The 22,467-nt window shown below is 67.5% G+C and carries 14 protein-coding genes; 8 read left to right on the top strand and 6 right to left on the bottom strand.

Annotated elements, in window-relative coordinates; translation table 11 throughout:
- Nucleotides 1-92: 92 nt before the first annotated feature.
- The 3 genes from N825_RS16260 to N825_RS16250 are packed head-to-tail and all read right to left on the bottom strand — an operon-like array spanning nt 93 to nt 5,829.
- Nucleotides 93-1,904, bottom strand: coding sequence for a hydantoinase B/oxoprolinase family protein (locus N825_RS16260; protein ID WP_063833841.1), 1,812 nt, complete (start codon nt 1,902-1,904; stop codon nt 93-95).
- Nucleotides 1,905-1,948: 44 nt separating this feature from the next.
- Entirely contained in the window at nt 1,949-3,754 is a 1,806-nt protein-coding gene (locus N825_RS16255) for a hydantoinase B/oxoprolinase family protein (protein ID WP_037453940.1), read from the bottom strand.
- 14 nt (nt 3,755-3,768) lie between these two features.
- A complete protein-coding gene (locus tag N825_RS16250) occupies nt 3,769-5,829 on the bottom strand; it encodes a hydantoinase/oxoprolinase family protein (protein WP_037453937.1) in 2,061 nt (686 codons plus the stop codon).
- Between the two features lie 164 nt (nt 5,830-5,993).
- Between N825_RS16250 and groEL the strand changes: the two genes are divergently transcribed.
- The 7 genes from groEL (at nt 5,994) to N825_RS36580 (ending at nt 14,352) form a co-directional block, all read left to right on the top strand.
- On the top strand, nt 5,994-7,565 hold the full coding sequence (gene groEL / locus N825_RS16245) for a chaperonin GroEL (protein ID WP_198038356.1): 1,572 nt from the start codon (nt 5,994-5,996) through the stop codon (nt 7,563-7,565).
- Nucleotides 7,566-7,781: 216 nt separating this feature from the next.
- Entirely contained in the window at nt 7,782-8,921 is a 1,140-nt protein-coding gene (locus tag N825_RS16240) for an ABC transporter ATP-binding protein (protein WP_051512452.1), read from the top strand.
- Between the two features lie 75 nt (nt 8,922-8,996).
- The gene (locus N825_RS16235; RefSeq protein WP_037453930.1) at nt 8,997-10,199 is read left to right on the top strand and encodes a type 2 periplasmic-binding domain-containing protein; all 1,203 of its coding nucleotides are present in this window, start codon (nt 8,997-8,999) and stop codon (nt 10,197-10,199) included.
- A gap of 67 nt (nt 10,200-10,266) precedes the next feature.
- A complete protein-coding gene (locus tag N825_RS16230) occupies nt 10,267-11,205 on the top strand; it encodes an ABC transporter permease (protein ID WP_084164785.1) in 939 nt (312 codons plus the stop codon).
- A gap of 16 nt (nt 11,206-11,221) precedes the next feature.
- Nucleotides 11,222-12,076 carry an ABC transporter permease gene (locus tag N825_RS16225; protein ID WP_037453926.1) on the top strand — a complete coding sequence of 285 codons (855 nt, stop codon included), beginning with the start codon at nt 11,222-11,224 and terminating at the stop codon, nt 12,074-12,076.
- 56 nt (nt 12,077-12,132) lie between these two features.
- A complete protein-coding gene (locus N825_RS16220) occupies nt 12,133-13,560 on the top strand; it encodes an aminotransferase (protein ID WP_198038355.1) in 1,428 nt (475 codons plus the stop codon).
- Nucleotides 13,561-13,653: 93 nt separating this feature from the next.
- Nucleotides 13,654-14,352: a GntR family transcriptional regulator gene (locus N825_RS36580; protein ID WP_198038354.1), complete on the top strand. Its 699-nt coding sequence runs from the start codon at nt 13,654-13,656 to the stop codon at nt 14,350-14,352.
- Nucleotides 14,353-14,394: 42 nt separating this feature from the next.
- On the opposite strand, the gene N825_RS16210 is transcribed toward N825_RS36580, so the two are convergent.
- Nucleotides 14,395-15,339 (bottom strand): AEC family transporter, encoded by a 945-nt coding sequence (locus N825_RS16210; protein WP_037453924.1) that lies wholly within the window; start codon nt 15,337-15,339, stop codon nt 14,395-14,397.
- A 245-nt stretch (nt 15,340-15,584) separates the two neighbouring features.
- Between N825_RS16210 and N825_RS16205 the strand changes: the two genes are divergently transcribed.
- Nucleotides 15,585-16,259: a response regulator transcription factor gene (locus N825_RS16205; protein ID WP_342666026.1), complete on the top strand. Its 675-nt coding sequence runs from the start codon at nt 15,585-15,587 to the stop codon at nt 16,257-16,259.
- Nucleotides 16,260-16,272: 13 nt separating this feature from the next.
- Here N825_RS16205 and N825_RS16200 read toward each other — a convergent pair whose 3' ends face one another.
- Complete coding sequence (locus N825_RS16200) at nt 16,273-17,757, bottom strand: ATP-binding response regulator (RefSeq protein WP_037453922.1); 1,485 nt, start codon at nt 17,755-17,757, stop codon at nt 16,273-16,275.
- Nucleotides 17,754-22,448 carry an AAA family ATPase gene (locus N825_RS16195; protein ID WP_051512450.1) on the bottom strand — a complete coding sequence of 1,565 codons (4,695 nt, stop codon included), beginning with the start codon at nt 22,446-22,448 and terminating at the stop codon, nt 17,754-17,756. Before N825_RS16195 ends, N825_RS16200 begins: the two co-directional genes overlap by 4 nt.
- Between the last annotated feature and the right edge of the window lie 19 nt (nt 22,449-22,467).

Raw genomic sequence — 22,467 nt, 5'->3', positions numbered from 1 at the left:
TCGGGCTTTTTCGAACAGCACCGGGAAGTTGCCGCGCGAGGGAGGATCTAGCAACCCAAAAGCGGGGGATCGGCGCCGATCCCCCGCCCCAGTCAGCGTGTCTCCCGCAGGACCTGGGTCGCCACGGGGTCCACGGCCAGCGTGTCCGTCTCGGCCGATCCGGTGATGACGACGCCATAGATGTCCTTGGCCCGCTCGGGCGAGATCCAGCCTTCCCGCAGATCGTGCAGGACGCGCTCCGGATCGCGCCTCATCGCGGGACCATAGCCGCCGCCCCCGGCGGAATGGGAGACTATGAATTCGCCATGGTCCAGCACCGCGCCATGGCAATTGGGCAGGCTGGTCAGCGAGCCGTCGCGCTCCCGCTTGAAAGCCTTCGACTTCCCGCCGGCTCCCCCCTCGCAGGCTCCCAAGGCCGGATGGATCGTGCCATCGGCCGTGTAGAGCACGTGCATGGTGCAGTCCTCGATCGGACCGAATTCCGCGTACATCGAGGGCGAGCCCCGCATCGTGCCGTGACCCTCCGTGTCAGGGATCAGGCGGCGCTCCTTGACGAACAGAGGGTGATGCAGCTCGTCCACCTCGATGCTGTCCTGACGGCACAGTCCGGCGTTGCCGGCGTGGATGATCGTCAGGAAGCCGTCCGTCACGGGAGTGCCCGCCCCGCCGGTGATGCCCAGGAAGATCTGATTGACGAAGGCCTCGCCGGTGCGGGGATCGCGGCCCGAGATGACGCCCATGGCCGGCGGCATGATCGGCCCGGTCTCCGCCATGCCGAAGCCGGGCGCTATCTCGGCGATGGCGCGCTGCACGGGTGTGGAGACCCGGTCGGCCAGGTTGGTGGTCGCGACCGAGCACGAATACGGATGGCGCGGAATGCCGACCACGCAGTTCTCGCGCAGGTCGATCTCGATCCGCCGGAAGCTTCCGGCGTTGGGCGGCACGCCGTGGTCGATCAGGCCGTTGTAGATGCCGATCATCGCGGCTGTCCGGGCGCAGCCCTCCGACAGGTTGAGACCGCAGGGCTGGCAATCGGGATTGTCGCGCAGGTCGACCCGGATGCGTCCCTCCTCCGCGTCGATCCTGACCGTCACCGACACCGGGATGCCCTCCGGCACGCCGGGGAACGGGTCGTGAGCCGAGTGGACGGTGATCTCCCCGGACGGCAGGCGCTTGATCGCCTGGATCATCTTCTGCTCGGAATAATCGAACCACGCGCCGGCGTAGTCGTCCAGAGCCTCCCAGCCGATCTCCTCGCCCAACTGGAGAAGCTCGCGCTCACCGATCCGGACGGCGCCCAAGGTCGCCAGATAGTCGCCCCACCACTGCTCCGGCACCCGGATGCGGGTCCGGCACATGCGGATCAGGTCCTGGTTGTCCGTGTAGTCCGACTGGATCTTGGCCGCCGAGAAGATCAGCGCGCCCTCCTCGTAGACGTCGGAGGCGTGGCCCATGTAGGTGGTCGGCTTGGAGTTGCCGCAATCGGCCTGGTGCGCCTTGGCGAGCACGAAGAAACGCACCGTCCCGCCATCGTCCACCACCGGCACGATCAGGCAATGGTCGGCGGCGTGGCTGTCGCCCTCATAGGGGCTGTTGTGCAGGAAGCAGTCACCCGCCTTCAGCTCCGGGTGATACTTGCGGACCGCCTGGCACATCAGGTCGGGACCGATCAGGGTGTGGATCGGCAGGCTTTCCGCCGAGGCCAGCAATTGGCAATCGGCCGTCAGGATGACGCAGGAGAAGTCGTGCGCCGTGTTGAGGACTCCGGAGCGGGCGGTGCGGAACAGCGTGTTCTGCATCTTCCGCGCGATGCTCTCCATCCGGTTCGAGATGATCGCCATGCGCACGCCGGAGCGCGCCATGCCGGGTGTGCTCTCTTGGTTGTCGAGGGGTGTCGACTGCATTGGTCCATCCTCTTCGCTTCAAGGGAGGGGCTTCAAGGGAGGGGCTATCGAACGGCGCGCGCGGTGGTGCGTAGCGTCTCGGTGGCGGCCCAATCGACCGCCAGACTGTCGTCCTCGGCCGACCCTGTTGTCACGAGGCCATAGACATCCCGCGCCCGTCCGGCCGTGATCCAGCCTTCACGCAGGTCATGGAGCACGCGTTCCGGCTCCCGCTCCAGCGGCGAGCCATAACCACCGCCGCCCGACGAGTACGAGACGATCCATTCGTCCTCCTCCAGCGTCGCCCCGTAACACGCCGGCAGGATGGTCAGGCCGCCGTCCTTCTCCCGCTTTTCAGCCCGCGATTTGCTGCCCGGACCGCCGCCGCGCGCGCCCAGCGCCGGTGTGATGGTGCCGTCGGCGGTGTAGAGAACCTTCATCACGCAGCCATCGACGGGACCGAACTCGGCGCGGGCGGACGGAGCGCCGCGGAACGTGCCAGCCCCTTCCGTGTCGGGCACCAGCGCCCGGCTCTTGATGACGATCGGGTGGTGCAGCTCGTCCACCTCGACGCAGTCGATCCTGCACATGCCGGCGTTGCCGACATGAATGATCGACAGAAAGCCGTCGGTCACCGGCGTCCCCGCCCCGCCGGTCACGGCGATGTGGACTTGGTTGACGAAAGGCTCGCCGTCGTTGCGTGGATCGCGCCCCGAGATGACGCCCATGGCGGGCGGCATGATCGGCCCCGTCTCCGCCATGCCGAAACCGGGTGCTATCTCCGCGATGGCCCGCTGGATCGGGTTGGAGACGCGGTCGGCCAGATTGGTGGTCGCGACCGAGCAGGAGAAGGGATGCCGGGGGATGCCGACGCAGCAGTTCTCCCGCACCGTGATGTCGATCCGCCGGAAGCTGCCCGCGTTGACGGGGACGCCGTGGTCGATCAGGCCGTTGTAGATCGCCACCATGGCGGCGCTCATCGAGGTGCCCTGGGTCAGGTTGAGCCCGCAGGGCTGGCAGTCCGGATTGTCGCTCAGATCGACCCGGATGCGGCCAGCCTCGGCGTCGATCTCGACATCGACCTTGACCGGAATGCCCTCCGGCACGCCGGGGAAGGGATCGTGGGCGCTCGACAGCGTCCGACGGCCACTGGGCAGGCGGGCGATGGCCGTCGCCATCTTCTCCTCGGAATAGTCGAACCACGCCTCGGCGTACCGCTCCAGTTCGTCCCAGCCGAAGCTGGCGCCCAGTTCCAGCAATTCGCGCTCGCCGATCCGCACGGAGCCCATCGAGGCGAGGTAATCGCCCCACCACTGATCGGGCACCCGGATGCGGGTCTCGCACATGCGGATGATGTCCTGGTTGTCCTTGTAGTCGGACTGGACCTTGGCGGCGGAGAAGATCAGCGCGCCCTCCTCGTAGACATCGACGACATCGCCGAGATAGGTGGATGGCCGCGAGTTGCCGCAATCCGCCTGATGCGCCTTGGCGAGCACGAAGAAGCGCAGCGTGCCGCCCTCGTCCACCACCGGCACGATCAGGCAATGGTCGGCGGCGTGGCTGTTGCCCTCGTACGGGCTGTTGTGCAGGAAGCAGTCGCCCGCCTTCAGGTCCGGGTGATAGGCCTTGACCGTCCGGCACATGATGTCGGGTCCGACCAGCGTGTGGCTGGGCAGGCTCTCCGCCGCCGCCAGCAGGCGGCAGTCGGCTGTCAGGATGACACAGGAGAAATCATGCGCCGTGTTGAGGATGCCGGAGCGCGCCGTGCGGAACAGCGTGTTCTGCATCTTGCGCGCGATGCTGTCGAACCGGCTGGCGAGGATGGCGGTCTTGACGCCGTCGCGTCGGCGGGGAGGGGATTGGCCGTCCATGTCAGCGCCCTCCCTCAAAACGTCACCCGCAAGCCACCGCCCTCGCTGCGGACTGCGTTGGTGCCGGGATCGACGACCACCGTGGTGAACGAGGATTCGATGATCGCGGGACCGGCGACCGGAACGCCGGACGGCATGGATTCGAACCGGATGACCTCGGCGTCGGTCCATCCCGTCTCGCTGAAGTAGATCTGCCGCCGGCCAAGCTCATGGCTGACCGATTTGGGCATGGGAAGCTGGCCGGTGCCACCTTCGCGCAACTGGCAGCTCACCTTGGCGCGCCACGTGACGAACTCCATGTCGGAGCCGGGATCGCTGATCTCGAAGATCGACTGGTGGGTATCGTGGAAGGCCTGCTGGAGCGCCTCCAGATCGGCGTCGGTTTCGATCCGGCCCGACGTCATCGGGACCTCGATCTCCCAGATCTGGTGGGCGTAGCGCGCCTCGACCGAGAAATCGATCGTGACGTTCAGCGCCCCGGCGCCCGGCCCCTCCGCGAAGGCGCGGCAGCGCGCCTCCAGGCTGGCGAGCACGGCGTTGACCTCATCGAAGGCGAAACGGCGGCTGGTGGTGAACAACATCTGGGCATAATCGGAAGCGATGTCCGACATCAACGCACCCGCCGCCGACAGCACCGAACCCGCCTCCGGAATGAGCACGCCGGCGCATCCCAGCCGCCGCCCGACCGCCACGGCGTTCAGCCCGGCGGCGCCACCGCCACCGATCAGCACGGCGGTCGCGGGATCGATGCCTTGGTTGACGGTGATCTCGTCGATGGCGCCGACCATCTTCTCCGTCGCCAGGGCGAAAATGGCGGCGGCCGCCTCCTCCACCGACAATCCGAGCTTGTCGGCGACCTTGGTCCTCAAGGCCTCGGCGGCGGCGTCGCGATCGAGCACCATGGTGCCGCCCAGGAAGAAGTCGGGATCGATGTAGCCCAGGATCAGCGAGCAATCGGTCACGGTCGGCTCGGTGCCGCCCTTGCCATAGCTGACCGGGCCGGGGGTCGAGCCGGCGCTGCGCGGGCCGACGCGCAGCAGGCCGCCCTCGTCGACCCAAGCGATCGAACCGCCGCCGGCCCCGATGCTCTTGACGTCAACCGAGGGGAAACCGGTCATGTGGCCGCGGAAGCGTTGCCCGATCCAGGTCTCGCGCGTCCAGGGAATGCGTCCGTCGCGCACCAGGCTGACGTCGTAGGTGGTGCCGCCGGTGTCGGCGACGATGGCGGCGGCGCCGTCGAAATCGCGGGCGGCGTAGTAGCGGCCGGCGACCGGCGCCATGGCCGGACCGGAATTGATCGAGTGGATCGGCATGCGCGCGACCGCCTCGGCATCCATGATGCCGCCGCCCGACGTCACCATCAGCGTGCGCCCGGCGAACCCGGCCTCGCGCAGACGTCGGGTCAGACTATCAAGGTACTGGAACATCAAGGGCTTGAGCGACGCGTCGATCACCGTCGCCGAGGCGCGGCGATACTCGCGCAGCGTCGGGTTCAACAGGTGCGACAGCGTCACGGGGACGCCCGGCAGGTGCTTGGCGAGCAGTTCGCCCACCCGCTTCTCGTGTTCGCCGTTGACGATCGACCACAGCAGGCAGACGCCGACCGCCTCGACCTTCAAAAGCTTCAGCTTCTCGGCGATGGCGATGACCGCCGCCTCGTCCAGCGGCTTGCGGATGGAGCCATTCGCCTCGATCCGCTCGGGGATCTCGAAGGTCAGACGGCGCGGCACGTAGGGCTCGGGATAGGGCACGGTGAAGTTGAACGGCTCGATCCGCCCACCTTCGCGGATCACCAGCACATCCGGATGCCCTTCGGTCGTGAGGAAGGCTGTCCGCGCGGTGTTGCCGGTCAGGATCGCGTTGATCGCCCGCGTCGTGCCGTGGATGAACATCTCGGCCTCGCCGAGGAAATCACCCAAGTCCCGGCCGTAATGCTCGGCGGCCAGTGCCAAAGAGTTGAGCACACCGCGCACAGGATCATCAGGTGTCGTCGAAGCCTTGAACAAGCGGATCTCGTCGCCGTCCTCGACCACGAGGTCAGTGAATGTGCCGCCGGTATCGCATGCCAGTCGCATCTCGCGCTGCTCCCTACGCTGAAAGATGGGGCGAAACCACGTAGAAAATGTGATCACAGTTCGCCGCAAAACTGATATCACAAGGCAATATCCATGCCAATGACATATGCTGGTATGACGTTTGCACATCTGCGGGCGGCTCCACTCACCAACGAGGCATGACCATGACAGCGCGGATCATTCGGTTGGACGACGCGGCCCGCGCTCCGCTGATGCGGGGCGTCGACCTCGTGGCCGATCTGGCCACCACCGCAATCGGTCCGGCCGGCCGGGCCGTGCTGGCGGGGCGGAACCACACGGGACCAGCCATGATGCGCGGCGGCCACGCCATCTCCCAGGAGGTCGAGGTCGACGATCCCGGTTGCCGCGCCGGCGTCGCCGCCATGCGCCAAGTCGCGTGGCGGACCAGCGACGCGGTCGGTGACGGCACCTGCACCGCCATCCTGATCGCCCGCGGCATCCTTCGCGAAGGCATGACCGCACTCCGCGCCGGCATCTCGCCGGGCGAGCTGGAACAGGCGCTGCGGGCCCATGGCGAGGCCATCGCCAGCGAACTGCGGGCAAGCTCGCGCCCGGCGGTCGGCTATGGCGAATTGGTCGATCTGGCCGTCCGCGCCGCCGGCGGCGACACCGTCATCGGAACGCTGGCGGCGGAGGCGCATCGCCGCACCGGCCGAGAGGGCGTCGTGATTGTCACCGAGGGACAGGGCGCCGAGGACGACCTGGAAGTCCGGCCAGGATTGCACTTCGACGAGGGCTGGCTGTCGCCGCATTTCGCGACCGACGCGGAGGCCGGCACCGCCGACCTGGAGAACCCGCTGATCCTGCTCCACCACGGCCCGATCGAGCGGCTGGGACCGCTGCTGCGGGTGCTGGAGATGATGGCGGAAGCGGGCCGGAGCCTGCTGATCTGCGCCGGCGGCTTTGGCGCCGAGGCGCTCGGCACGCTGATCGTCAACAAGCAGCGCGCCGGCCTGAAGGTGGTGGCGGTCAAGGCTCCCGGAGCGGGTCTCTGGCGCATGCCGATGCTGGAGGATATCGCGGCGGCCACGGGCGCCACGGTGATCGCCGACGCGTTCGGCACCAGCCTGGACCGGCTCCGCCCGGCGGCGTTGGGCCGCGCCGAGAGCGTTCGCGTCACGCGGGACGGCATGACCCTCATCGGCGGGGCCGGTGATCCCGACACCATCGCCCTCCGGCGGAACGCGATCCGCCTCGACATCGAGCGGGAGCGCCACCTGAGCTTCGATCGCGAGCAGCATCGGCAACGTCTGGCGCGGCTGTCCGCCGGCGTCGCCAAGCTGCATGTCGGCGGCCAGTCGGAAACGGTGATCCGCCAGCGGACGGCGCGGGCGGCCGCCGCGTCCGCCGCGATCCGGGCGGCACCCGGCGGGCTGGTTCCGGGCGGCAGCGCCGCCCTGCTCCACGCGGGACGCCTGGCGCGGAAAAGCCTCCCCGCAGGACTTGCCGGCCGGCTGGTCGGCCGCGTCTTCGACGCCGCCCTCGGCGCCCCGACCGAGGCGATCATGGCCAACGCCGGGCTCGATGGACGGGCGATCCGCCATCGCCTGGCCGAGGATGCCAACGTTGACGGCTTCGATGTCGAACGGCGCGTCTTCGTTCCCGGGGAGATGATCCTGGACCCGGCGGAGGTGCTGATCGCGGCGCTCCGCACTGGCGTCTCGGCCGGGACGACCCTGTTCGGAGTGGGGGCCTCGGTCGCCGAGTGCGTTTGAGATGACGCACAAAAAGAATCCAGAGCCCGATAAACCGCCCATCTTGTGATCACAGCAATCAGAGCGTTAAGATCGACAAATCGGCTTGCAAGGTGTCCTCCCGCTCTCGTTAACCAAATTAGCGACTGGCACGCCCCTTGCTAACTGTGATCACAGATGATGCCTGATCGCGGGTGCTGGTGAGCACCAGATCGCGAAACTGCTGATGAGGTCACCATGTTGTCAGACCCGATCGACAGCCCGACATCCGCGCCGACCCGGCGCCCGTCATCGCCGGCGCCCACCCAGCCCATCCTCGAGGTCATCGACGCGACCCACGCCTATGACGGCGTCGTGGCGCTTGAAAACGTCACGGTCACGGCGGCGCCCGGCGAGTTCCTGACGATCCTGGGCGAGAGCGGGTCCGGCAAGACGACGCTGCTGCGGCTGATCTCCGGCTTGGAGAAGCCCTACCGGATCGGTGCGCTCCGGCTGGGCGGCGTCGACGTGCGCGAGGTCCCGGCCTTCCTCCGGGATTGCACGACGGTGTTCCAGAACTACGCGCTGTTCCCGCACCTGACGGTCGGCGCCAATGTCGAGTACGGCCTCAAGGTGCGTGGCATCGCCGCGGCGGAGCGGCGGACCCGCGCCCGCCAAGCGCTGGAACTGGTTCAACTGGCCGATATGTACGACCGCAAGATCCACCAGCTGTCCGGCGGCCAGCGCCAGCGCGTCGCCTTGGCCCGCGCCCTCGTGCCACAGCCGGCGATCCTGCTGCTGGACGAGCCCCTGGGAGCCTTGGACGAGAAGCTGCGCGTCGACATGCAGGTCGAGTTGCTGGAGTTGCAGAAGCGGCTGGGCATGACCTTCATCTACATCACCCATAGCCAGGAGGAGGCGCTGACCATGAGCGACCGCATCATCCTCATGCGCAAGGGCAAGATCGAGCAGGAAGGCCCGCCCACCACGATCTTCGACCGGCCGGTCAGCAGCTTCGCCGCCCGCTTCATGGGTGTGGAGAACTGCTTCGACGCCGAACTGACGGGAGTGTCGGGCAGCGACGCCCTGATCCGCGTCGGCGATCACCACTTGATCGGCCGCTGGTCCGGCCGCAAACCGCCCAAGGCCGGCGCCAAGGTGGCGGTCGGTATCCGCGCCGAACGGCTCCGGCTGGCGCGGGCGGCACCCACTGGCCCCGATCTCAACGTCCTGCCCTGCCGCGGCGGCGGTGCCATCTACAAGGGCAAGTACCTGGACCGCGCCGTCGAAACCGACGTGGCGCCGATGAAGGCAAGGATCTGGGATGCCTCGGCCGCCGATGGCGAACCGTCCTGCGTCTGGTGGCGGAAGGACGACTGCATCGTCATGGAGCCCTGACACCGCCCAAGAACCAACTCCCCCACTGATACCCGCGCACCCTCACTTCCCCCAGGCTGTCTGAAGGAGATGACTATGAGTGATGACAAGATCGCCAACGGGCTTCCCATGTCCCGCCGCGGTTTCATGGAGAGCGTGTTGTCCGTCACGGCGATGGGCATGGCGGCATCGGCGATGCCGGGTCTCTCGCAGCAGGCCTGGGCGGCGGGAACGACGGTCAAGGGCTATGGCGTCACGACGGCGCAGCCGAAGGACTGGTCGCGGATGACCAAGTCGATCGGCGTCGGCATCGACTACACGCCCACCAACGCCGATATCGGCGTCTTCATGCGCGACGTCATGGGCAACGACCTGGCGGCGACCCACGACATCTTCATCTTCGATGGCGGCACCGAGGATATCCTTGGCAAGGAAGGCTACTACGCCGAGGTCGACGAGGACCATCCCGAGCTGAAGCTGTGGGCGCGCACGGCGGATAGCTGGAAGCGGTCGGCCTTCCTGCGCGCCGGCGACAAGCAGTTCGGCGTCCCGGTGATCGGCAACGGCGACGCCTTCGGCTATTTCCCGGCGGCGATCGACGCCAACCCGAACGGCATGGACGAGGTTCCCTGGACCACCTTCTTCGAGGGCGAGAACGTCAAGGGGCGGGTCGCGATCGACCGAAGCTGGCTCCAGTCGATGTCGGAGACGGCCAATTACCTCAAGCACCATGGCCGCATCACCGTGGAGGATCCCGCCGACCTGCCGCCCGCCGTGGCGCGCCAAGTCGCCGACTATCTGGTCGAGCGCAAGAAAGCCGGTCAGTTCCGCACCATCTTCACCGCCTTCGAGGAACAGGTCCAGCTCCTGTCCAACAAGGAAGTGGCCATGATCAATTGCTGGGAGCCGGCGACCAAGGAGGCGAACAATGCGCTGGGCCCCAACTCGGTCATCTACGCCTTCACCGTGGAAGGTTATTACCTCTGGGGCCACGGCGCCTATGTGGCTCAGGCCGCCATGGAGCGCGACAACGTCGACAACATCTACAAGTTGCTGAACTACTTCCTCGATGGCGAGTACCGGGCCTTCCAGGCCAAGGAGCGCGGCTACGCCGGCCCGAACATGGATCTGGGCGTCCAATACGCGATCGACAACGGCTGGTCCAAGGAGGACGTCGATAACCTCAAGTGGAGTGAGGAGAAGGTCCGTCGCAAGTTCCAGAAGCCGTTCTTCTGCAAGGTGGTGCCGGACAACGCCGACGCCATGGAAGAGGAGTGGCAGCGCTTCCTGAACGCCTGACCGCCGGGGCGGGGGAAACAGCCTCCCCCGCCTCTCCCCGCCTCGGGACAAGACAAAGGCCACCGTCATGACATCCCTGAGCCGATCCGACACCTCCGCCCCGTCCCCGCGACGCCCCTTCGCGAAGCGCCTGCTCGACGGGCTGTCGCCATCACGCCTCGCGGTGCCGGTCTTCCTGCTGTCCTGGTCGTTCCTGGTGCTGGCGCCGCTGGTCGTGATCGTCCTGTTCAGCTTCCTGCAAGTGAAGGCGTACCGGGTCGTCTATGTGCCGACGCTGGACACCTGGGTGTCGCTGATCGATTCCGGACGCTGGATGACCGCCGTGCGCACGCTGCGGATCGGCCTGACCATGACGGTGATCGAACTCCTCCTGGCGTTCCCCTTCGCGCTGTGGCTGGCCAAGGGATGCAAGTCGAAGACCTTCAAATCGGTCATCATCACGCTGCTGACCATCCCGTTCTTCCTCGACGCCTCCTCGCGCATCATCGTCTGGCGCTCGATCCTGGGAACCAATGGCGCGATCAACACCGCCCTGATGTCGCTGGGCATCACCGACAGTCCGATCGACTGGCTGCTCTATTCGGAATTCGCCGTCCATTTCGGGCTGCTCGGCACCCATTTCCCGACCATGGTGTTCCCGATCTTCATGTCGATCGCGCTGATCGACGACGACTACATCCAGGCGAGCCAGGACCTCGGCGCCGGGCCGGCCCAAACGCTGTTCAACATCATCCTGCCGATGGCGCTGCCCGGCATCGTCGCCGGCATCGTGTTCACGCTGGTGCCGCTGATGGCGGCCTTCGTCGAACCGCAACTGCTGGGTGGCGGCTTCGTCGACCTACTCGGCAACTCGGTCAACTCGGCCCTGCAGCAGTTGAAGTACCCGACCGCCGCCGCCCTCTCCACCGTGGTGGTGGCCCTGCTCGGCCTGTGCCTGGTGGTCCTCATCCTCGTCACCCGCAAGCGTCATGACATGGCCTCCATGTTCATGGCGATCCGCCGCTGATCCCGGAGCCGCCCCCATGTCGACGATGACCCTCACCCAGGATCGGGCCGAACGCGCCCAAACCAAGCGGCATAGCCGGCTCGGCCAATCCACCGGGTGGATCACGCTCGCCAAGGTCTTCGGCGTCGTGGCCCTCGCCATGATCTACATCCCCCTTCTCTGGCTGGCGGTGATGTCCTTCGCCGCCAGCCCCTTGTCGGGCGTGCCGTTCCCGCTGACCCTGGACAACTACCGGCAGCTCGGCGGCGACGGTCGCTGGTTGCCGCCCCTATGGACCAGCGTCTGGTTGAGCGGGCTGGTGGCGCTGGTCTGCATGCTGATCGCCACCGTGGTCGGCCGGTCGATCACCCGCATGCGGCGGCCCGGCGGCGTCATCCTGCTGACGCTGCTGCCGCTGTTCGTGCCCGGCCTGACAACGGGCGCGGCGCTCTTCATCTTCCTGCGCACCATCCTGGAACTGAAGCTCGGCATCTGGTCGATCTTCCTAGGCCAGCTGGTCTGGGCGCTGCCGTTCTGCATGCTGCTGATCCTGGTCATCGCCAGCCGCTTCGACCTCCGCCTGCTGGAGGCCGCCGAGGATCTGGGCGCGTCGCCCTGGCGGCGCTTCTGGGACATCGAGATGCCGATCCTGCGGCCCGGCATCTTCGGCGCCGGGATCTTCGGCTTCCTGCTGTCCTTCAACGAGCTGCCACGCTCGCTCTTCCTGCGCGGGCTGGAGACCACCCTGCCGATCTACAACTGGGCCATGGCCGCCTCCCAGCAATCGCAGGTCCCGATCATCTTCTCGCTCACCACCATCATCCTGGCCGTCACCCTGCCGGTGATGGGCGCCTTCTTCTGGGTCCTGTTCGTCAAGCTCGACAAGAGCTGAGCCTGACGCCGCGGCGGCCCCCGCCCCTTCAATCCTTCCCGGGAAACCAACCCACCATGCTCGACCTCCGCCCCTCCCCCGACCGATCCAACTATTCCCTGGAGGAAATGGATAGGAACAGCCTATTCCACCCGCTGACCTCGATCGCCGCCCACCAGCAGGGCGGTCCCAAGATCATGGCGGGGGCGAAGGGCGTGCGTCTGCGCGACCACGCCGGGCGCGAGATGCTCGACTGCTCCGGCGGGCTGTGGTGCGTCAACATCGGCTATGGCAGGCCCGAGATCGCCGAGGCGGCCAGCAAGGCGATCCTCGACCTCAACTATTGGCACCTGTTCGGCTCGTCCTCGCACGAGGCGTCGATCCGGCTGGCCGACCGGGTGCTCAACCTGATGCACGAGCACGCCGACGCGCGGCACCTCCGCCGCGTCTTCTTCGGCACCTCGGGGTCCGACGCCAACGACACCAACTACAAGCTGGTGCGCTATTACGCCAACCTGCGCGGCACGCCGGAGAAGCGGAAGATCATCTCCCGCAAGGGCGGCTACCACGGACTGACGGCGGCGGCGGCGACCCTGACCGGCATCGAGTCATACCACACCGCCTGGAGCCTGCCGTCGACCGACGTCGTCCACGCCGAGTGTCCGCACCTCTACCGCTTCGGTCTCGACGGCGAGAGCGAGGCCGCCTATTGCGACCGCCTCATCGCCGACCTGGAGGCGATCATCGAGCGCGAGGGCCCCGACACCGTCGGAGCCTTCATCGCCGAGCCGATCATGGGAACCGGCGGCGTGCTGATCCCGCCCGCCGGCTATTTCGAGCGGGTCCAGGCCGTGCTGGACAAGCACGACATCCTGATGATCGCGGACGAGGTCATCACCGGCTTCGGCCGCACCGGCCAATGGTTCGGCACCGGGCTGTTCGGGCTGAAGCCCGATATGGTGACGCTCGCCAAGGGCATCACCAGCGCCTATTTCCCGGTCTCCGCCTCGGTGATCTCCGAGCGGGTCTGGAAGGTGCTTGAGGCCGCCTCGCCCGAGCACGGTCCGGTGATGCACGGCTTCACCTATTCCGGCCACCCGGTCGGAGCCGCCATCGCGATGGCCAACCTGGACATCATCGAGAACGAGGGCATGGTCGGCAACGCGGCCGAGGTCGGGCCCTATCTGCTGGAGGGCTTGAAGGCGCGCCTGGGCGATCACCCCCATGTCGGCGAGATCCGCGGCCGTGGGCTGATGATCGGCGTCGAGTTCATGGCCGACCGCGCCAAGCGGAAGCCCTTCGCCGCCGCCCAGAACGCGCACCGTCTGGTGGCGGCGCACGCGGTGGAGCATGGCCTGATGGTGCGGGCGCTGCCCTACCTGGAGGTCATCTCGTTCTCGCCGCCGCTGTGCATCACCAAGGCGGATTGCGACGAGGCGGTCGATCGCTTCGCGCGAGCGCTGGAGACCTCGACGCCGGAACTGCGGCGGTTGGCCGCCGGGTAGAAAAAGCTGTCCGGCAAGTTAGTTCTTGAGTAGGCACCCGGCCGCTCCGTATTAGGCCTCCGCATGGAATGGCCGGGTCGAAACAAGGACGCGATGGAACAGGACCTGGAGGACCCCCCGACACGAACCGGCGAGCCGTCGACGCTGGCTCACCAGATCTACTCGGAAATGGAGGCCTGCATCCTGGACGGGACGTGGCCTCCCGAAACAAAGATGAGCCTGCGGAAGCTCGCCAAGTCGCTGGATACCAGCATGCAGCCGGTCCGGGAGGCCGTGGGCCGGCTGGTGGCGGCCTCAGCATTGGAGATGACGCGCGGCCGGGCCATCCGGGTGCCCCGGCTGACCCGCGAGCAAGCCGACGAGATCTGGGGTCTCCGGCTCCTGCTCGAGGGCGAGGCGGCGGCGCGGTTCGCCGCCCGGAACCGCCCCGACGAGGCGCGGCGCCTCTACCGCCACACCCGCGAACTCCGCGAGCACTTCCGCGCCCGCGAGATCAACGCCACCATGCGCGCGATCATGAGCTGGAACGCCGACCTGACCGAGGGAGCGGGCTCGCCGATCCTGAAGGAGATGGTCATGCGGCTCCGCCTCCGCTACGCCCCCTTCATCACCGAGACCCTGTCGGTCGACATGCCCGACGACCAGGAATTCCTGCAATTCACCCTGCACATCCAGGACGAATTGGTACTGGCGATCGAGGAAGGCGACAGCGCCGCCGCCCGCCACCTCCGCTGCTCCGACCTCCGCTCCTTCCAGCGCTACCTGTACACCCGGCGCGGCTGGGACCGGTGAGGAGTTGGGGGCCATCAGTCTGGAGGCCGTGGCCTCGAGTCCTCACCCCGGATGCAGCAGCCCGAGGATCAATGTGATGCTCACGACGGAGAGCAGGGTTGTCAGCATCACGGCGTTGACGGCGCCGGCGACGTAGACGCCGAACTGGTGGGCTTGCAGGTAGACGTTGGCTCCCGCGGGCAAGGCGGCGGTCACGGTGGCAACGGCGACGGCCTCGGGCGGCAAGCCGACCACCTTGGCGGTCAGGAACCAGACGATCAGCGGGTGCAGCACCAGCTTCAGCGCGGCCGCCGTCAGCGCCTCCGTCATCTCCCGTCCGAGGCGTAGCGAGCTTTGCGCCTGGGCGGCGCCCAGCGCGATCAGGGCGGTGGGCGAGGCGGCCGCGCCCAGCATAGCCATCATCCTGTCCAGCGGCTGCCAGATGCCAAGCCCGGTGAAGCTCCAGGCGAGGCCGCCGATCAGGCCGATGATGATGGGGTTGGTGACGGTGTCCTTGACGGCGGAGCCGATGATCTTGAGAAATCCACCCGACTGCCCGCGTCCGACCGCGATCAGCATCGTCGTCACCGGCAGCAGGATCAGCGAGTGGAAGGCGATGATCCGGGTTTGCAGGATCACGCCGCTGGGTCCGAACGCGGTCTGCATCAGGGGCAATCCCAACAGCACCGCGTTGGAGTACATCGCCGCCATGCCGAACACGCCAAGCTGGTCCAGGGTCATGCGGAAGAGCGCCCGGCCGCAGATCAGAGCCAGGGCGAGGATGATCAGGCAGCCGCCGAAATAGGCGAGCACAATGCCGGGTTCCATGCTGGGGACCGCGCCATCCCCGACCATGGAGCGGAACAGGAGCGCCGGGATCATCAGGTAGGTCGCGGCGTTGGCGATGCCCCGCACGGCGGTGGCGGGCAGGATCGGTGTCCGGCCCGCGACGTAGCCGATCAGGATCAGGCCGAACACCGGCAGGATGATGCTCACGAAGATCGCCATGGTGGGCCACACTGTTCCTGGATGACTCTGCGTCCCGGCTAATAGGGGATGGCGGCCGATCGGCGAAGCGCGGTCTGCGCTGGGCAGCCAAGACACCGATCCTGGGATGGTGGCATGATCATACGTTGGTTTAGGTTCATTTAATTCCCCAACGTCCCATAATGGCCGCGCGCCCTGGTCCGTGGGAGGCCGGGTCCGCCAGAGACAGTGGAAACAGAGATGTCGCCTCAGCTTCGCGTGCCCGCATGGGCATGACCCTCACGTCGCGGGACACGTCTCCGGCCGCATCCCAATCCGGCCCCGTCGTGTTCGTCGTGGACGACGACGCATCGGTGCGGGAGGCGCTCGGCGCGCTGTTCCGATCGATCGGGCTGGCGGTGCGGCTGTTCGGATCCGCCTTGGAGTTCTTGCAGGGAAAGCCGGGTGAGACGCCCGGATGCATCGTCCTCGATGTCCGGCTGCCGGGTGTCAGCGGGCTCGACTTCCAAACCCAGCTTTCCGCGTTGGGCATCCACCTGCCGATCATCTTCATGACCGGCCACGGCGATATCCCGATGTCGGTCCGGGCCATGAAGGCGGGCGCTATCGACTTCCTGGCCAAGCCGTTCCGCGAGCAGGACATGCTTGACGCCGTCGCCGCCGCGATCGAATGCGATGGGCGGCGACGGCGCGACTTGGAGGCGATCTCCAACCTCCGATCGCACTTCGCCTCGCTGACGCCGCGCGAGCAGGAGGTGCTGACCCATGTCACCTCCGGCCTGATGAACAAGCAGATCGCGGCGGCGCTCGGCCTCAGCGAGATCACGGTCAAGATCCACCGGGGCAACCTGATGCGGAAGATGGGCGCCCGATCCTTGGCCGACCTCGTCCGCCAGGCCGAGGCGCTGGGCGTCGGCACGCCGCTGGAGATGGCCCGGTGACCTCGGGACCCTCCTAGAACTGTTCGGTCGCCAATCCCAGGGTGAACCGGAAGACGCTGCCGTGGGGCTGGCGCGGCGCCGCCCAGAGGTTGCCGCCGTGGCTCTCGATGATCGACCGGCAGATCGCCAGCCCCATGCCCATGCCCTCCTGCTTGGTCGTGAAGAAGGCGTCGAAGATGCCATCCAGCTGGGTCGGATCGACGCCGACGCCGGTGTCCTCGACCGCGACCAGCACCAGATCGTGCCGTTCCGGAGTGGTGGTGACCCGCAGCAGGCGGCTCCGGGTCGTGACGCCGGCCATGGCCTCGATGCCGTTCTTGATCAGGTTCAGCATGACCTGCTGCAACTGCACCCTGTCGCCCAGCACCAGCCCGACCTCGTCGGACAGGCTGGCTTCCAGTGTCACCTCATGGCGGCGGAACTCGCCCCGCAGCAACGTCAGGATGTCGGTGATCGTGTCGTTGATGTCGAGCGGCGCCAGTTCCGCCGACGACTTACGGGTCAAGCCCCGGATGCTCCTGACCACGTCGCCGGCGCGGTGGCCGTCGCGGACGATCCGCTCCATCGCCTGCTTGGCCTCGTCCAGGTAGCGGAGGCAGGCGCCGGCGTTGGTCACGATGGCGGTCAGCGGCTGGTTGACCTCGTGGGCGATCGAGGCGGCCAACTCGCCCATGGTCGTCAGCCGCGTGACATTGGCGATGTCCGTCTGGGCCTTGCGCAGCGCCTCCTCGACTCCCCGGCGCTCGGTCAGGTCGCGGAACACCAGGACGGTACCGATGATGGCGCCGTGATCGTCGACGATCGGAGAACCGCTGTCGTCGATCGCTAGTTCCCGCCCATCGCGCGAGAGCAGCAGGGTATGGTTCGCCAGCCCGACGATGGTCCCCATGCGCAGCACCTTGGCGGCGGGGTCCTCGACCGTCTCGCGGGTGTCCTCGTTGACGATGCGGAACACCAGCGGCAGCGGCTGGCCCAGCGCGTCGGCCTGGGGCCAGCCGGTCAGGGCCTCCGCGACCGGATTCATGAAGGTCACCCGGGCTTGGTCGTCGGTCGCGATGACGGCGTCGCCGATGCTCGACAAGGTGGCGACGAAGCGGCGCTCGCTCTCCCTCAGCTTCCGTTCGGCCAGGTGCTTGGCCATCGCCATCTCGATCACGGTCCGGAGCTGGCTGTCCTCGAACGGCTTCAGCAGATAGCCGAACGGCTCGGTCCGGCTCGCCCGCTCGACGGTCTCGTCATCGGCGTAGGCGGTCAGGAAGATCACCGGGATCTGGCAGCGCTCGCGGATCCGCTGGGCGGCGTCGATGCCGTCCATGTCCCCCTCCAGCCGGATGTCCATCAGCACCAGGTCGGGACGGAGCTCCAGGGTCAGGGCGAGCGCCTGTTCGCCGGTGGCGGTGGTGCCGACGACGCCGTGCCCGATCCGGGTCAGCTGCTGCTGGATGTCCCGGGCGACGATGCGGTCGTCCTCGACGATCAGGACCTTGACCGGCCTCATCGCCGGCCCTTGGACCGGCCCTCGGGGTCGAACGTGATCGTGAAGCTGGTTCCGCTGTCGGTGTTCACGGTGATGGCGCCTCGCAGTTGATGGGTCAGATCGTGTACCAGTTGAAGCCCCAGCGTGTCAGCGTCGTCGTGCCCCGCCTTCATTCCCAGGCCGTCGTCGCGCACGGTCAGCGCGCACCGTCCGTCGTTCCCCCGTGCCAGCGAGACCTCGATCCGTCCCGCACTGTCGTCGGGAAAGGCGTGCTTGAGCGCGTTGGAGACCAGTTCGTTGATGATCAGGCCGCAGGAGACGGCGCGATCGATGTCCAGCCGCAAGTCCTCGACCACCGTCACCAATTCCACGTTGCGGCTTTGGGCGCCATAGGCCCGGATCAGGTGGGCGCACAGATTCTGGACGTGGGCCTCCATTGGGATGCGGGCGAAGTTGCCGGCGCGGTACAGGTTCTCGTGGACCAGGGCCATCGAGCGGACCCGGTTTCGGCTATCGGCGAACAGCTCCGCCACCTCGGGATCGGCGATCCTGGAGGCTTGGAGATTGAGAAGGCTGCTGATCAATTGCAGGTTATTTTTGACCCGGTGATGGATCTCCTTGAGCAGGGCCTCCTTCTCGCCGAGCGCCGCGTTTTCCAGCGAGAGGGCGGCCTGAGACGCCAGCAGCTTGAGGACCGCCGTCCGGGCCGGCGTGAAGACATAGGGCGTCAGGCTATTCTCCAGGTAGAGCAGGCCGATCAGCTCCGCCTGCTTGACCAGCGGCACGCACAACACGGACCGGCAGCGCCACAGCTGGAAATACTCGTCCGCCGAGAAGGCTCCCGCCGACCCGGCATCCTCGATCAGCACGGCTTGCCGCGTGGCGATGACGGAATGGACCACCGACCTTGGGTAATCCGCGTCGGAGGCGGCCACCTGCCGGACATCGACCGTGACACCGCCCTGCCCCGCCCGCGCCTCGGCCTCGATCCACAACTCGTCGCTTTTCGGGACGATCAGCAAGCCCCGGTCAGCCCCCGCGTGTTGCAGGGTGATGACCATCAGGGTGTCGATCAGCCGGTCTAGCGCCACCTCGCCCGAGATCGCCTGGGACGTCCGGACCACGGTGGCGAGGTCCAGGTGCTCGGCCGTCCAAGCGGGTTCGGTGACCTGCGCCTCCAACGCGGGAGCTGGGCACAGGGCGCTGAGCCGCCGCACCATCGCCTCGGCGCCTAGCCGCCGGTAAGCCTCGATGGCGCCGCGCAGATGGGCATGGGCCATGGTGGCGAAACCGGAGGCTTGGCAGAACCGGGCGGCGGTCCCATGGGCCAGCGCCTCGACCTGGGCGAAGCCGTTCTCCCGTGCGCATCGGATCGCGGTCTCGTACAGCCCGAGGGCGTCCATTCCCCGGTTCTCGACGCGGGCCAGCTCCGCCGCGACCAGCGCCGCCCGGTGCTCGAAATTGTCCGGGGCGTTGGCGGCCCAGATTTGGAGTTGGGCGAGGTGACCGCGAAGGACCGGGACAAGTTCCTTCCGGTCACCCCCGCCAGCGCCAGGCGCCGCGTGGGCCAGCGCCGCGTGGAAATGGTACTCGGCCAGTTCGAAATGCCCACCGCTGGTCCAGAGCAGCGGCTCGGCCTTGGTGGCGGCCGCCACAGCCCCGGCGAAGTCGCCGGTGTGGACCAACGCCTGACACTTGCGGATCCAGTACCAGCAGGCGGCGATCGCCAGTCCCGGATGGGACGCCAGCCGCCGCTCGAATTCGGCGTCCTCGAAGGCGGATAGGCCCGACGCCGGATCGCGCAGGCTTCGGATCAGCTGGAGCTGGGTGTCGATGATGTCGGCCACCAGCCCGAACCGGGCCTTGCGGACGACCTCCAGGCCCCGTTCCGCCTCGCGCTGGACATCGGCCAAGGGGCCGCCAGCGCCGAGCAGGGTCGAGATCAGGGTGCAGGAGCAGAATCCGGCATAGGTGAGGTCGCCCGCCTCGCTGGCGTTTTCGTAGGCCTGCCGCAACAGGGGCAGGCCCGAGCGCATCGGCTTGGTCCAGGGCGTCACGTGATAGGCGAAGCACATGCCGACCCGGGCCTTGAAGCGGTCGAAGCCGCGCTCCCTGACCAGATCGTAGCCCAATTTGCCGAAGCGGTATCCCGCATGGTATTCGCCGAAATATGGCCCCAGCACCATGCCGAGATAGGCGTAGGCCAGACAGGACGCGCCGGAGTTGCCGCTCACCGCGCTGAGGTTGACCATCCGGCACAGGACGAGGCAGACGAGGTTCTTATCGGTGAAGAAGGCCGGCGGCAGGACGGCGGTCAGCACGTCGAGGGTGGCACACCGCTCCCGGTCGGTCATGGGAGGCGACAGGGCCAGACGCTCGATCCCGCCCACCTCGATCCCGTCGGCCTCGATCACCTTGCGGATCGGCTGGTATTCGGCCACGACCTCGTCGCGGGTCGGATGCGCCGACCAGTCGATACCGACCCGCCGCAGGTAGAGCAGGCAGATCCCGACAGCTTGGTCGAGTTCGCCCCGCGCGGTGTGGAGCGTCACCTGAAGCCACGTCACCGCCGCCCGGTCGACCAGATCCGCCGAGCGGAACAGCAGTTCGGCCAGCCGGTCCTCCGCCGCCTCCAGATCGCCGGTCAGGAACTCGCATTCCGCCAGATCGAACTCCAGCTTGAATGCCAGGTCGTAGTGGCTCTTCCAGCGGTCGGCTGGCAGGAGATCCCGGCCAAGGGTCAGGTGGCGGACCGCGGCCGCGTGGGCGGTCGACGCCTTCGCCCGCCTGCCCGCCGTCAGGTTCATCGCCGCCAGTCCCAGCCTTTCCCGTTCATCCCCGATCAGGGACGCGCCGCGGTTGAGCTGGTTGACGATCTCGAAGATGTTCTCCTCGATCTCCGCCGCGGTCATCCCAGCCGTCAGGGCCCTCCCGATGACGAGATGGGTAGCCGCGCGCTGGTCGTCGGGAACCAGCGCGTAGGCCGCTTCCTGGACGCGGTCATGCACGAACGCCAGCGCGCCGTCCCGCCAGCTGATCAGGCCGGCCTGGACCGCGTCCCGCAGCGATGTCTCCAGCCGGTCCTCCGGCGCCCCGGTGACGAGAGCGAGCGCCGAAGCGCGGGTCCCATCGCCAAGACAGGCGAGGTGCCTCAGGACGTCCCGCTGTTCCGCCGGCAGGCGCCGCAGCTTGAGCGTCATGAGATCCACGACGTTGGCGGTCAGGTTCTTGGCGTGGATCCGCTCCAGGTCCCAGCGCCAGACGCGGTCCGCCAGATCGAAGACGAGCAATCCCTCGTCGGCCAGCGCCGCCACGAACTGGATGGAGAAGAAGGGATTGCCGCCGGTCTTGTCCTGGATCAGCCTCGCCAAGGGCTCGACGGCGGCACTTCCGGTGGCGAGGGTGTCGGCGAGCAGCCGGACGATGTCGCCGAGGCCCAGTGGCTCCAGCGTGACTTCGCCGACGCCGGCGCCACTGTGCCGGATCGACGCCAGAGCAGCCGCGAGGGGATGGTCGGGACCGACCTCGTTGTCGCGATAGGCGGCGACCAGCAGCAGCGGGCCGGGATCGGGCCCGGTGACCAGGTGCCGGATCAGGTCGAGCGTGGCGGCGTCGAGCCATTGCAGGTCGTCGAGGAACAGGACGAGCGGATGTTCCGGGCGGGCGAAGACGCCGAGGAAGCGCCGGAACACCTGCTGGAAGCGAACCTGGGTATCGTGGGGCGGCAAGGATTGGACCGGCGGCTGCGCGCCGATGATCCGCTCCAGTTCCGGGATCAGGGTGACCATGAGTTGGCCGTTCGGTCCCAGCGCCTCCGCCAGGGCGTCGCGCCACCGGGTCTGGTCGGGCTCGGGCAGATCCAGGATCGGTGGGATCAATCCCTGGAACGCCCGCGCCAAGGTCGCGTAGGGAATGTCGCGCTTGAACTGGTCGAACTTGCCGACGGCGAACAAGCCGCCCACCGGCGGCAGCGCGGAGCGCAGCCCGTCGACGACAGACGACTTGCCGACGCCCGAATAGCCGGAGACCAGCACAAGCTCCATGCCACCCTGCCCGGCCACGCGGTCCAGCGCGGCGGTCAGCGTGGCGGTGGCGGTCTCACGGCCATAGAGCCTGTCCGGAAAGATGGGCCGGTCGGGCGCGTCGTGGACCGCCAGGGGGAACGGGGCGATCATCCCTGTCGTCTCCCAGAGCTCCAGGCAAAGACGCAAGTCGGCCTCGAGACCCCGCGCGGTTTGGTAGCGGGTGTCGGCGGTTTTGGCCTGCAGCTTCAGGATGATCGCCTCGACCGGAGCGGGCAGATCCGGCACCCAGCGGCTTGGTGGCGGCGGTGGCCGGGCGATGTGGCAGTGGATCAATTCCATTGGATCGGATGTCGTGAAGGGTGGCGATCCGGTCAGCAGTTCGTGGAGGGTGATCCCGACCGAGTAGAGGTCGCTCCGCGCGTCTGCCGGGCGGCCAACGCGGCCAGTTCGCTCCGGTGCCCAGTAGATCAGGGGCCCGACCGCCCCATCGCCGGCATCGGACAGGCTGACGCGTCCCTCGGCGTCGACCAGCACCGTGCCCGGTCTGATATCGGGGTGGAGCGAACCCTTCCGATGGACCCGGCCGAGCGCCGCGGCCAGTCCGATCGCGACGGTCAGGAAGCGCTTGAGGTCGATGGGCTGGCTGTCGCCAAGTGATACGTCACGCGCGGTTTCGGGGATGTCCATTCCTCCAGCATGTCGCGTC

Origin of the sequence: Skermanella stibiiresistens SB22 (genome assembly GCF_000576635.1) — a bacterium.
GTDB lineage: Bacteria > Pseudomonadota > Alphaproteobacteria > Azospirillales > Azospirillaceae > Skermanella > Skermanella stibiiresistens.
Note: the sequence above shows the minus strand (reverse complement) of the source record. Positions and strands in the feature narration are given on the sequence as shown.